This is a genomic window from Winogradskyella schleiferi (genome assembly GCF_013394655.1).
Lineage (GTDB): Bacteria > Bacteroidota > Bacteroidia > Flavobacteriales > Flavobacteriaceae > Winogradskyella > Winogradskyella schleiferi.
Genome location: NZ_CP053351.1, coordinates 1,228,061 through 1,239,814 on the forward strand (window position 1 = coordinate 1,228,061; position 11,754 = coordinate 1,239,814).

The 11,754-nt window shown below is 33.6% G+C and carries 14 protein-coding genes; 6 read left to right on the top strand and 8 right to left on the bottom strand.

From position 1 onward, the window contains the following. Positions 1-325: 325 nt before the first annotated feature. The 5 genes from HM990_RS05285 to rlmD all read right to left on the bottom strand — a co-directional run bounded on the left by HM990_RS05285 (position 326) and on the right by rlmD (position 5,618). The gene (locus HM990_RS05285) at positions 326-1,906 is read right to left on the bottom strand and encodes a nuclear transport factor 2 family protein (RefSeq protein ID WP_178987937.1); all 1,581 of its coding nucleotides are present in this window, start codon (positions 1,904-1,906) and stop codon (positions 326-328) included. Positions 1,907-2,068: 162 nt separating this feature from the next. Next, positions 2,069-2,614 (bottom strand): DinB family protein, encoded by a 546-nt coding sequence (locus tag HM990_RS05290; RefSeq protein WP_178987938.1) that lies wholly within the window; start codon positions 2,612-2,614, stop codon positions 2,069-2,071. Positions 2,615-2,758: 144 nt separating this feature from the next. Next, the gene (locus HM990_RS05295; RefSeq protein ID WP_229719381.1) at positions 2,759-3,517 is read right to left on the bottom strand and encodes a DUF6048 family protein; all 759 of its coding nucleotides are present in this window, start codon (positions 3,515-3,517) and stop codon (positions 2,759-2,761) included. Then, entirely contained in the window at positions 3,483-4,055 is a 573-nt protein-coding gene (locus tag HM990_RS05300) for a DUF6452 family protein (protein WP_178987939.1), read from the bottom strand. Before HM990_RS05300 ends, HM990_RS05295 begins: the two co-directional genes overlap by 35 nt. A gap of 108 nt (positions 4,056-4,163) precedes the next feature. Next, positions 4,164-5,618: a 23S rRNA (uracil(1939)-C(5))-methyltransferase RlmD gene (gene rlmD, locus HM990_RS05305; protein WP_178987940.1), complete on the bottom strand. Its 1,455-nt coding sequence runs from the start codon at positions 5,616-5,618 to the stop codon at positions 4,164-4,166. Positions 5,619-5,980: 362 nt separating this feature from the next. On the opposite strand from rlmD, the gene HM990_RS05310 reads away from it, so the two are divergent. The 4 genes from HM990_RS05310 (at position 5,981) to rocD (ending at position 8,989) form a co-directional block, all read left to right on the top strand. Then, positions 5,981-6,487: a hypothetical protein gene (locus tag HM990_RS05310; protein ID WP_178987941.1), complete on the top strand. Its 507-nt coding sequence runs from the start codon at positions 5,981-5,983 to the stop codon at positions 6,485-6,487. Further along, a complete protein-coding gene (locus HM990_RS05315; RefSeq protein ID WP_178987942.1) occupies positions 6,488-7,036 on the top strand; it encodes an RNA polymerase sigma factor in 549 nt (182 codons plus the stop codon). It abuts the gene before it with no gap. 62 nt (positions 7,037-7,098) lie between these two features. Further along, the gene (locus tag HM990_RS05320; RefSeq protein ID WP_178987943.1) at positions 7,099-7,485 is read left to right on the top strand and encodes a DUF6768 family protein; all 387 of its coding nucleotides are present in this window, start codon (positions 7,099-7,101) and stop codon (positions 7,483-7,485) included. Between the two features lie 226 nt (positions 7,486-7,711). Then, positions 7,712-8,989, top strand: a complete 1,278-nt coding sequence (rocD, locus tag HM990_RS05325; RefSeq protein ID WP_178987944.1) for an ornithine--oxo-acid transaminase — start codon at positions 7,712-7,714, stop codon at positions 8,987-8,989. A gap of 70 nt (positions 8,990-9,059) precedes the next feature. On the opposite strand, the gene HM990_RS05330 is transcribed toward rocD, so the two are convergent. Both HM990_RS05330 and HM990_RS05335 read right to left on the bottom strand, forming a co-directional pair. Continuing rightward, the gene (locus tag HM990_RS05330; protein ID WP_178987945.1) at positions 9,060-9,389 is read right to left on the bottom strand and encodes a CCC motif membrane protein; all 330 of its coding nucleotides are present in this window, start codon (positions 9,387-9,389) and stop codon (positions 9,060-9,062) included. A gap of 12 nt (positions 9,390-9,401) precedes the next feature. Then, entirely contained in the window at positions 9,402-9,701 is a 300-nt protein-coding gene (locus tag HM990_RS05335) for a DUF2752 domain-containing protein (protein ID WP_178987946.1), read from the bottom strand. Between the two features lie 242 nt (positions 9,702-9,943). Here HM990_RS05335 and HM990_RS05340 point away from each other — a divergent pair, with 242 nt between their 5' ends. Both HM990_RS05340 and HM990_RS05345 read left to right on the top strand, forming a co-directional pair. Beyond that, positions 9,944-10,153: a hypothetical protein gene (locus tag HM990_RS05340; protein ID WP_229719382.1), complete on the top strand. Its 210-nt coding sequence runs from the start codon at positions 9,944-9,946 to the stop codon at positions 10,151-10,153. Next, on the top strand, positions 10,143-10,700 hold the full coding sequence (locus HM990_RS05345) for a Smr/MutS family protein (protein ID WP_178987948.1): 558 nt from the start codon (positions 10,143-10,145) through the stop codon (positions 10,698-10,700). The genes HM990_RS05340 and HM990_RS05345 overlap by 11 nt, the downstream gene beginning before the upstream one ends. Here the strand turns inward: HM990_RS05345 and HM990_RS05350 are convergent. Further along, complete coding sequence (locus HM990_RS05350) at positions 10,697-11,722, bottom strand: hypothetical protein (RefSeq protein WP_178987949.1); 1,026 nt, start codon at positions 11,720-11,722, stop codon at positions 10,697-10,699. The two genes, HM990_RS05345 and HM990_RS05350, sit on opposite strands and share 4 nt — an antisense overlap. Positions 11,723-11,754: the final 32 nt, after the last annotated feature.

An 11,754-nucleotide genomic window follows, 5' to 3' on the forward strand; every position in this document is an offset into this window, starting at 1 on the left:
GAGATTGTTAAATTTAGTAAAAAAAAAGGCTAAATTTATAATCAGCAGCTAAAAGTTATTTTCAACGAAATCAAAACCTTAGGCAATTGAATTTACAGGTCTAAAACTTAAACTAGCCTTGCAATTTTAATTTATTTAAAGTTAGTTCAATCTAATAAACTTGTCAATAACATTTTGTAAGATATTGGACAATGCCTTTGGTAGTTTGGGAAGTCTTATATCTCCTAAAATAGTCCTATTGTGTTTGGTTTGTTTAAATATGGACTACAAATAGTGGATAACTGCTTATATAGTTATATGTCCATCAATGTATCGAAATGTTACACTATTGAATAAATGTTACTCTTGAAATCAATCCATTTCTTATTTCGTAGATGGCAATGGCATAAAAAGTCTCACCATTTATTAATACTTTTTCTTTATCAATAACTTTGTTGCCTAAAACGATTCTATTTACAATTTCTGCATATAAATCTGGCGTGCGCTTAAAAAACGAATCGTATTGTGCTCTGAGTGGCTCTTGTCCTTCTGAATCTAATGTATAAGGAAACGTAAATAACATGACGTCGTTCGTATAGGTTTTTACAAATCCATTAATATCGCTATTGTTATAAGCTTCTAGTTGCTCATTCACTATATACTCAGGGTTAGTATCCGTTTTAGAGTTTTCAATGAACGTCATGGTATTGATATTGTATTCATCGGTTTCATAAATGGTAATTTGTCTATTCGTTGTATTGTCAATTGTTACCAATTCTTCATCGACGACCATGTTTTTAAGGGTCATTCTGTTGAGGATTTTAACCTTAGTTGTTTCGTTTTTTTTGAAAAACTGTCGGTAATGTTCTTTTAAAGTCGTTCGGCCAGAATACATTTTTGCCCTTGGAAATCGGTTTACAATTATATTGGTGTCGAAAGCATTTGCAAATTCATCTAATTGTCTATTGTTAAAAGGTTCAACATGCTTCTGTACAATTTTTGCAGCTAAATCTTCATTGACATTTTTGGGTGTTTCTTTCGTAGGCTCTTCTACTTCAGTAGCTATAATATCGCCAGCAATCAATAATTTTGTGCCAGCGGAATTAGCTGAAAGCCGTGTGATTTTTAAAATACCTTTAGTGGACACATCTGCTATTTTCTTCCAATTGTTATCACGTTGAAGTCTTAATTTATATAAGAAGTTATCCTTTCCTGAAAGCAATGTTTTACTATTAAGCCAGCACATATCTTCAACATCTTTTATGGTGTTTGCAATAAGTTTAATCTTACCGGTTTTTGGGTTTATGGCTTTTATTTGCCATTGATTGCCATTTGCTTTTGAAATAAAACTCACGAAATCCGAATTCGGAATTTTATGAAAAGAACGACCTACATTAGATGCATATTTTTTGTTAGTACCGGTTTTGAGGTTGGTAACATAAAGGTTGAGTTCTTCATTTTCAATAACAGCTGATACAATAGTATTTTGATCGAACCAAGTATAATAAGCAACGACTAAATTATTAATAAGGTCTGTGGAATTACCGTTACTTAAATTGTAAGCGTACAATTGTTGTTTGCCATCTTGATCTAAGCGCACTGCAGAAACTTCTTGTTGATTAGGGATTTTTAATGGGGAATATTCGCCACCTTCCGTAAAATTCACCCAAACTTTAGCATCGTAACGTGTATCGTATTTAGCAATATCAATTTGACCGTCTCTGGCAGATGCGAATACAATATAACGATCATCTAAAAATGAAGGTTGATTATCATAGCCTTTATTCTTGGAAATATTCTTACCATTCTTAATTTGGATTTTTGAATTATTGATTTCTATATCAAATAAGAAAATTTCAGTGTCGTAGGATTGCGAGGAAGCCAATAAAGGCAATAAAAACGAGATAAGTAATAAATAATAGCGCATTGAAGAAAAGTTTTTTTAAAGATAGAAATTTAATAAATAATTTGGAGACTAATTTTTTGAAACGCTGAAGTATCGCAAAAAAAAATCAGTAACTCATAAAGAAATCGCTATATGAGGACACAGATAAAAATATGAAAGGGTTAAATCAATAAAACCATTTTTTCAATGAGCGACCGAAACTTGACCGTATTTAGTCTTCAAAATCTCAGTATGATGCTCCACATGATAGGCCGTCCACATAATTAGTTCTCGAACTGGCATTTTTCCCATTAAAGGATGTGGCAAAACTACGGTGTCTAGATTCTTATCGCTAATTCGCCTGGTTTTGTATTGTAGTTTCTTTTCTTCGGTTTGCAATCGGTTTAAAAGATATTGTTTGTCTGCTAAAGTCGGAATCTTCATATTTTGAGAACCTTTATAAGTTTTTCCTTTCGCATCTATTAGTCGCTCTCGGTAACGTTTTACGATATCATCGTAATTTCTTACTGGTCTATTCGCCTTTCCAAATTTAAGACGCAACAAAAATTTAGGCATACTCAATGCATTGTTAAGCGGAACTATACTTTGTAATAAATGCAATACTTGCTGACCTGTAGTCCATTTCCCTTCTGGTCCTTGCGTCCATGAGTCGTCTGGTTGGTTTTCTAACCAAGAAATCAATTCAGAATGTTTAGTGTCAATTAAATCGGCAATATCGTCTTTATGCATATGAAGGATTTTGATAAAGAAAAGATAGGGATTTTTCTTGAAAGTAAAGGCGAGGAGTAGTAAAGTTATTTCTTTTGATTAGAATCTAGAATCAAGACTATTACTAAAATGGAATTTGGATTTTTTAATTTGTGATTTGAGTTCTTATTCTTCCACTTCTTTTTCTTGAATCACAATCTTATCCTTCTTAAATATTGGTACTAAGTAAGATAGATTAAACCCAAAACCACCACCAAATGCACTACTATCGAAAGTTCTATTAAATCCGGGAACATAAAGATTTTCGTAATTATCAATCTCTTTTTCCGAAAGTAAAACTTTTAGTTGTACGTTAACACCAGCAAAAAAATTGTTGAATAATTCTGCTTTTAATCCCACTTGAAGCTCTACCCAAAGTGCTGATAGTCCACTATATTCTGTACCTTCGTCAACTGTAAATTGCTCTCCCCAATATTGACTATAAACATCGTAAATGGTATAATTATTCAATGTTTGGCTAAAGGAACTTGCACCAACCCGGAAACCTGCATAAATCATGTTTTCCATATCGAGCCAGTTTTTGTAGAAATTCATATCAACTCCAGCCTTGAAATAGCTGCCTTTTGTAGTGTTACTTAAATAATCAGTTTCTAAGATGCGTTCTTCGTTACCAATCTCGCCAGCAATATAGATACGTTTAGTAAGACGATAATCTCCCATGATTTCAAAACCAGAATAGTCATCATCTAGGAAAGTTCGTGCTAGTTTGCTTATATCAGCTCCAAGTCTAAGCCCATACTTTTGCTTGTAAATTAAAGTGTCTTTGACCGTTTTCTTATCCTCTTGCGCAAAAGCCATTGCAGAAAACAACAGCAATATAATTACACTTCTAGTGATAGATGCGTACATGTGTTGTGTTTTCATTTTCTACAGTATTTTCAATGCTTTCTTCTATAATTATATTTGCTATCCATGGCTCAGCATCATCGGGTTCTCTGGAGATACTTAATTCTGTAAATATGCTTTTGTACCCACAAGCTCTTGAGACATAAATAAAATCGGTTTTGTATGAGATTTCCAAAACGTCAATGTTTGAGTCTCCTGTTTCGTCAACACGTAGGTTAGTGTCTTTTTCAAATATATAACGAACAGTATTAGTTTCTCCTTCAGTACCAATCATTAAAGGTAATTCCACCGTATTCGCATTTTCGTTATATAGTAATGTGGCATCTGATGATTCTGTGGGTTCAATAGACGTACCATCTTCATCTGTTACTAAACCGTCTCCATAAACCGTAATCCTCGGGACGTTTTTTAATACTTCCAGATCATCAGCATCATAGAACTCAATAATTAATCGAGGTGTAGTAGCAGTCGTTTCCGCGCAAATATCATCGCGTTCACAATTAAAGCTTATTATTGCTAAAGTGATAAAACTTATTAAAATCAGTGATCTTTTCAAATTTGTTTATTTCAGTCTTCAGTCTTCAGTCTTCAGTCTTCGGTCATCCGTCTTCTGACTTCAGTTTTAGGTTATTTAAAAATTTCTATTCATACTTAAAGTCTTCTTTCATTCTTTTTCAAAAAGCACAACTGTTTCAATATGTGCCGTATGCGGAAATTGATCGACCAAACTGAGTTTTTTAATTGTATAACCAGCTTCCATTAATTGCTCCGTATCCCTTGCCTGCGTCGCAGGATTACAAGATACATAAACCAAACGTTCTGCATTTAGGTTTATTATTTTTTTAAGAGTTTTGGGCGCAATTCCGGCTCTTGCTGGATCTAAAATGATGGTTCTTATTTTGTTGGTATATTCAGGATGTTCACTTAAAAATTTCCCAACATCAGCAGCATAGAATTTTAAACCTTCTATGTTGTTTCTTTTTGCGTTTTCTTTGGCATCCTTAATCGCAGCGGCAACAATATCTACACCAACAATTTTAGTGTTGTCTGCTTTGTTGGCTATGATTTGGCCAATGGTTCCTGTGCCACAAAATAAATCTAAAACAACGGTATTATCAACAGCATCTTTATTTTCTAACGCATAATCAACGACTTTGGCATATAATTTTTCGGCACATTTAGGGTTGGTTTGAAAAAAGCTTTTCATACTGATTTCAAAATGTAAACCCAGTAATTCTTCAACTATTTTATCATTACCATAAATTAGTGAAATACTTCCTGTGGTAGCTATGGTTCTGTCTCCAATTTCATCATTTATGGTATGTAATAATCCCGCAACTCTATCGCCAAATAATTCTACCAGAAAATTTGCGAATTCATCCAAATCAAATTTTGGTAAATCGTAAGATGTGGTTACCAAATTAAATAAGAGTTTATTGGTTTTATATGATTTCCGGACTACAAAATATCTAAAGAAACCTTTCTTTTTTGGAGCGTGCCAAGGCGCTAAACCTGTTTCTATGCAATACGCTCTGATGTCTTTAAGATGATTTTCAAATTCGGCATCAAATAAGCCTGAATCTTTATTCAGATTATCGCCACACCACCATGTGCCACGTTTTTTAAAACCTAATGTAAATTCATCGACATCAGTTTTCAATTCGTGGTTATAACCAATGGCAGAAAAACCATACTCCATTTTATTTCGGTAATGGAAAGTGTTTGGTGAGGTTACAAACTCGTCAAACTTATCTTCAATATCAGCGACTTTACCGATACGTTTAAATAATTCTAAGGTACTTTGCTTTTTATATTGGTGCTGTTTTTCAATGGGTAAATTAATATAAGGCGCGCCAGGAATACTTTGGTATGGCATATCAATTTCATCTTCTGAAGGCTTTAAGACTTCAAAAAGTTTTCCTTCCGCATATTTCTTGCTAGTCTTTTTAATTTGGGTTTTCACCAATTGCCCAGGTAAAGTATTAGGTACAAAAACCACAAATTCGCCATGTTCGTTTCGAATACGACCAATGCCTTTGCCGCCAAAAGCGTAATCTTCGATTAAGATATCAATGATTTGTCCGCGTTTTACAAATTTGTTCCGTTCTCTTTTTGGCATGTTTTCAATTAATTTGGATGCAAAGATATCTTTATTGATTTTTAAATTTAGATAAATCTATGCATTTTTATAATTGTTGATTCGGCCATTAAAGTTTTTTGACACGATTTTCACTAATTTCCCCTAATCTGTTCGGTAATTACTGATAGTTTTTCTAAGTGAATAGTTTATATTTCATGAATTAACACGACTTTCAATCTGTTTATATATGTTATAAATTTCAATTAAATTTGAATGTTTACGAGTGAAGTCTTTACTCTTGATTTTAAAAGCGCCTTGTGCTGAACTTGTTTCAGTAAGCGGTCTAGGTTCTTTTTTGTTAAATTAATTGAACCTTTTCAGAATTCTTTCGTCTTTAGAGTATGAAAGTTACAAATGTCCATACCAGAAGAATCCATCAACCTAAAGAAAAGGTTTCGAAATTATTTAAAACTTTAGCAACTACCAACGATTTGATTTGGCCTTACGAAAATTGGCCAGCCATAAAATTTTTAGAAGGATTGAATGTTGGAAGTAAAGGTGGTCACGGCAGCATTAGATATACTATTATTGAATTTAATGAGGATGATTATATTAAATTTCAATTTTCAAGACCCGAAGGATTTATGGGTACACACGAGTTTAAAATTGAAGCATTAAACGAAAATCAAACAGAAATCCGACATGAGATTAACATTCAAACAACGTTTGAAACCTCTTTATTATGGATTTTTGTGATTCGATGGTTGCATGATGCCTTAATTGAAGATGCTTTTAATAAAGTAGAAAATTACTTTACTGAAGCTAAAAAGAAAGCAACATATAATTTTTGGGTAAAATTATTGAGAGAAATTTATAAAAGAAAACCGTTACAAACTAAAATCGCTTAATTGAAAACCGACCGAAGTATAGATGAAAAATTAGTTGAAGCTTATATAAGTGGAGACAAAAAGGCATTAGCGGCTTTGGTAAAACGTTGGCACAAATTGTTTTGTGATAAGGCTTATTGGTTGGTAAAAGATAAAGATGCAGCGAAAGATATTGCACAAGATAGTTGGACGATTATTATTAGTAAAATTGAAAGTCTAAAAGAACCTAAACAATTCAAGTTTTGGGCTTATCGAATTGTGTGTAATAAAGCGACGGATTGGTTAAGGTTACAATCCAAGAACCAAAAACAAAGTATTGGTTATGAATTTGAAATTAAAAGTGAAGACCACGTTTATTCAGAAAGCGATCAGGTAAAACTGCGATTGTTGAAAGCAGTTAAAGCATTGCCAAATAATCAAAAAATGGTCGTACAACTTTTTTACATTGAAGCTTATAGTTTGAAACAAATAAGTGATTTATTACATATATCAGTAGGAACAGCAAAATCGAGATTGTTTCATGCTAGAGAAAAATTAAAAACAGAACTAAAGAATAAAAATAAGTATTAACAAGGTTCCCACGTTCCTGTCTGTAGACAGGCAGGCGTGGGAATTACAAAACAAATTTTGTAATGAAAACTAAAAAAGAAGACATAGACCAATTAATTAAAGAAACCTTAACAAAGGAAGAAGCTAAATTTTACGATTCGCTTGAAGAACAAAGTGTATTCGCCATGATTGCTGGTTTATATAAAGGCAAAAATGTATGGTTCACGGTAGTCATGCATATTGTAAATATTATCGCATTTGGGTTAGCCATATACTGCCTTATTCAAACTATGGAAGTGGAAAACACGAATGATTTAATGCTTTGGATCGCAGGTTTTTTTGTTTGTTTTATTACCATGAGTATGATGAAGATTTATGCATGGATGCAAATGCATAAAAACGCCACGCATCGGGAAATAAAGCGATTGGAATTGCAAGTGTCGTCATTGGCTTCAAAAATTTCGGAGTAAGTTTTTATTCAGCGTTATTATTTGTAATTTGCACACCTCTAAGGATGATTTCTTTCCCACGCTGAATTTTCAGTCTTCACATCTTCACTAAAGTTACTGTGAGCAAAGGCTGAAAGGAAAAAGGTAGATAAGGAACTCGCTAAGCGAGATTTAATTATTCATGTTTGCATTGTTAGCAATGTTGAACGGTGCCTTTTACTAAGGCATAAACCTTAAATTATTTAAAATGGCTGTTTTAGACCAAGTAACATCGCAGCAAGCGATAGATTTAGAAAACAAATATGGTGCGCACAATTACCATCCACTACCTGTAGTTTTGAGTAGAGGAGAAGGTGTACATGTATGGGATGTGGAAGGAAAAAAATATTATGATTTCCTTTCTGCATACTCAGCAGTAAACCAAGGACATTGTCATCCTAAGATTGTTAACGCAATGACAAACCAAGCACAAACCTTGACCTTAACATCGAGAGCATTTTACAATGACATGTTGGGTAAGTTTGAGAAATATGCAACTGAAACCTTTAAGTTCGATAAGCTTTTACCAATGAATACAGGAGCAGAAGCCGTGGAAACTGCTTTGAAAATCTGTAGAAAATGGGCTTACGAAGTCAAAGGGATTGATGAGAATGAAGCCGAAATTGTGGTATGCGAAAATAACTTTCACGGAAGAACCACAACTATCATTTCATTTAGTAACGATCCTGTAGCTCGTAAAAACTTTGGACCTTATACCAAAGGCTTTATTAAAATTGACTACGATAATCTTGAAGCTTTAGAACATACCTTGAAAAGTAATTCTAATGTTTCTGGTTTTTTGGTTGAGCCTATTCAAGGCGAAGCTGGCGTATTTGTACCAAGTGACGGTTATTTGTCAAAAGCAAAGGCATTGTGTGAAAAATATAATGTTTTGTTTATTGCAGACGAAGTACAAACAGGTATTGCAAGAACAGGTCGTTTATTAGCGACTTGCGGCAATTGCAGTTGTGCGGATAAACATTGTTCGGGAACTCCCGAAGTTAAACCAGATATCCTAATCTTAGGAAAAGCCTTGTCTGGTGGTGCATATCCTGTGTCTGCGGTTTTGGCCAATAATAGTATAATGAACGTTATTCAACCAGGAAACCATGGAAGTACTTTTGGTGGTAATCCTGTGGCAGCGGCAGTTGCAATAGCAGCTCTAGAAGTCATTAAAGACGAAGAGTTAGCAAACAACGCAGAAGAATTAGGACAATTGTTTAGGAGTGAACTTAGTAAGTTTATTGAAACGAGTTCTATCGTTAATGCGGTAAGAGGAAAAGGGTTGTTGAATGCTATTTTAATCAACGATTCAGAAGACAGTGATACCGCTTGGAATATTTGCTTAAAGTTAAGGGATAACGGTTTATTGGCAAAACCAACCCATGGTAATATTATTCGATTTGCACCACCTTTGGTAATGACCAAAGATCAGTTACTGGATTGTGTTTCCATAATCACGAAGACTTTAGAGGAATTTGAATAATAGAAAATTTAATTCATAAAAAAAGCGATTTTCAATTGAGAAAATCGCTTTTTGTGTTATTAAGATTAAACTATTGGTTTTGTTGCCATTGTTCCATCATTTCTTGGGATTGTCTCATTAATTCGTCCCAACCAACAGTATATATTCTATAGACCGTCATTATTAAGTAAACCACATTTATAATTAAGATTACTAGCGCCACAATTTTGGCGGTATTCATAGCTTTTACACTACTTTGATCATAATCCTCTGGATTCAGGCTCGCTTTTTTTAAACCACTTTGGGCAATTAAAAATGCAGGTCCTGCAAGGAAAACTCCAGCGCCTCCAATACAGCAGCACAGTAATCCAATAATAGCTAATACATAAACAATAGCTGGGTTTAATTTTTGTTGTTCCATAATTTTTGAAATTTATTTTAAGTAAAGTTTGATTATAAAATTGGTTACAATTATAAACACGTTGGTTAAAGCCAAGATAATAATTATTTTATTACTGTTCTTAATATTCCAGAAACTGTTGACAATTAAAAACCCAAAAAAGACGATTAATGTATAAATCGCTGGATACATAAAAAAGGCATCAATCAGTTTCCCATTAAATATTAAGGCAATCGAACGTTGCATTCCACATCCCATACATTCAAACCCTAACAGTTTTTTGTTTAGGCATGGCAACATATAATCTTCAAGTCCATTAGCAATAATAAGCATAGTGCTAATTTAACAAATTGCATATTATACTCTAATCAAATAGGTGAAAAAATCTACAGAACGTTTTAATGGATTTGTGTTAATACCTGTAATTCCTGTCGAAAAAAAGATGTATTAATCTTTGATATATTACTTTTGTTGGTGAACTTGTTTAAACTTTTTGTATTAAGGCGAAAAAGGACAATTTTATAACTCATTAAAAACGTCTAACCAAGTTCATTAATAATCCATTTGAAATGAATATGTCCAGAATTATAAATTTGATATGCATCATCGTTGGCGGATTGGTAGCCTTTTACGCCCAAGCCGAAGCTGAGCAAAATGTATATTTATTAATAGGTGGTATTGTACTTTTAATGTTTGGGATTTATAGAACCTCTAGAAATATTCCAAGTAAGCACGATAAACCTGAAGAATCTTCCATAAAAACAGAGAAAGAGGATGAAGTTTAAAGTAGGCGATAAGGTGGAAACCATTGATGATGATATCACTGGAATTATAACGAGGATTTCAGAAAACACAATTACGGTTGAGGCTGACGACGGTTTCGATTTGCAGTTTGAAGCTCATGAGCTCATGTTGACGTCGTCGGGAAATTCGCTTGAAAATGCCGTTTACAACACCGATTTTGAAGCAGTAAAAAAAGAAAAGGAATCCATAAAACGAAAATCAACGCCAACGGTAAAACCCAAAGAGCGACACGCTCCAAAGTTTGAAGTCGATCTGCATATTCATCAATTAACAAAATCTTCGAAAGGGATGTCTAATTTTGATATACTCAATTTACAATTAGACACCGCAAGAGGCCAATTGGAGTTTGCCATCAGAAAACGCATTCCTAAAGTTGTATTTATACATGGTGTTGGAGAAGGCGTGCTTCGCCAAGAGCTGGAAACGCTTTTTGGGCGTTATAACAATGTAAAGTTTTATGATGCAGATTATAAAACTTATGGTTTAGGTGCTACTGAGGTTCGGATTTTTCAGAATATTGAGCCTTAGTCTTCGTCTTCATCAAATACGTCAGGCGTAATTGTTAAAGAAGTGCCCAAAGTCCCTAAACTAATAAATGTTGTTCTTAGAACTTCTAAGTCAATATCTCGCACAACAAATGTTGTGGTTACTACTCTACTGAATGTTGTAATTCTTTTTCCTGGATCTGGATATGGGTCCATATAATCTTCATGATTATATAAATAACGATAAACACTTATTCCTTCTACATCCACAACTTGATCTACTGAACCACTTCGTGGATTTTTATCACCATCTACATCCTCTAGATAAGTAGGAATTCCATCACCATCATCGTCGTCGTCAAGATAATCCGGAAAATTATCTCCTGTTATTGGTACATCTGCGTCTGAATTTAGTGGATTTGTAGTTGGGTCATCATCATCATCATCTTCGTCATTTAGTTCGAATTTGGTTAATACATTATCATTATCGTCGTCCTCATCCAAGTAATCAGGGATTCCGTCGTCATCCCAATCTTGAGAATCCCAATAAATGCCATCTTCATATTGGTCTCCTGAAATACCTTCAAACTCATTTGGAACACCATCATTATCATCATCTAAAACTGTCACGGTTACCTCAGCGGTACCTGCATCTGCTGGGTAATCCTCTGTAATTACTAATTCAGAATTTGTAATGACATCACATAATAGTGCATTGGGATTAATATTATATGAACGATAATTAAATTGGACATCCGAATCTGAGAGTTGTATTATTTCAGGGTCTCCTTCTGGTGTGGGAAACAAAAATAAATCTTCATATTCTGGCTTTGGAAGCAATAAGGTTAAGGATTCATTAGGATCAGATTTTGTGTTATAAATTAAATATGACGCTACAAAATTATCGCAAATTTCCAATTCTTCATCAAATTCTAATTCAACTGTAAGAATATCACCATCATCACAGGCGACCATAAAGACCAAACAAAAAAGGATATAAAAACGACGTATCATAGCTTCAATTTTCAACAAAAATAAAGGATTTGTAAAATTATAACGCTCCATTATCTAAATAATTTTATTTACGATATTTTTGC

Bases quoted from the DNA above. Each gene is read 5' to 3' on its own strand.
- HM990_RS05310 (WP_178987941.1), top strand. From the start codon at position 5,981: ATGAAAGTTACAAATGTCCATACCAGAAGAATCCATCAACCTAAAGAA.
- HM990_RS05285 (WP_178987937.1), bottom strand. From the start codon at position 1,906: ATGCGCTATTATTTATTACTTATCTCGTTTTTATTGCCTTTATTGGCT.
- HM990_RS05335 (WP_178987946.1), bottom strand. From the start codon at position 9,701: ATGCTTATTATTGCTAATGGACTTGAAGATTATATGTTGCCATGCCTA.
- HM990_RS05330 (WP_178987945.1), bottom strand. From the start codon at position 9,389: ATGGAACAACAAAAATTAAACCCAGCTATTGTTTATGTATTAGCTATT.
- HM990_RS05345 (WP_178987948.1), top strand. From the start codon at position 10,143: ATGAAGTTTAAAGTAGGCGATAAGGTGGAAACCATTGATGATGATATC.
- HM990_RS05340 (WP_229719382.1), top strand. From the start codon at position 9,944: ATGTCCAGAATTATAAATTTGATATGCATCATCGTTGGCGGATTGGTA.
- rocD (WP_178987944.1), top strand. From the start codon at position 7,712: ATGGCTGTTTTAGACCAAGTAACATCGCAGCAAGCGATAGATTTAGAA.
- rlmD (WP_178987940.1), bottom strand. From the start codon at position 5,618: ATGCCAAAAAGAGAACGGAACAAATTTGTAAAACGCGGACAAATCATT.
- HM990_RS05295 (WP_229719381.1), bottom strand. From the start codon at position 3,517: ATGAAAACACAACACATGTACGCATCTATCACTAGAAGTGTAATTATA.
- HM990_RS05320 (WP_178987943.1), top strand. From the start codon at position 7,099: ATGAAAACTAAAAAAGAAGACATAGACCAATTAATTAAAGAAACCTTA.
- HM990_RS05290 (WP_178987938.1), bottom strand. From the start codon at position 2,614: ATGCATAAAGACGATATTGCCGATTTAATTGACACTAAACATTCTGAA.
- HM990_RS05350 (WP_178987949.1), bottom strand. From the start codon at position 11,722: ATGGAGCGTTATAATTTTACAAATCCTTTATTTTTGTTGAAAATTGAA.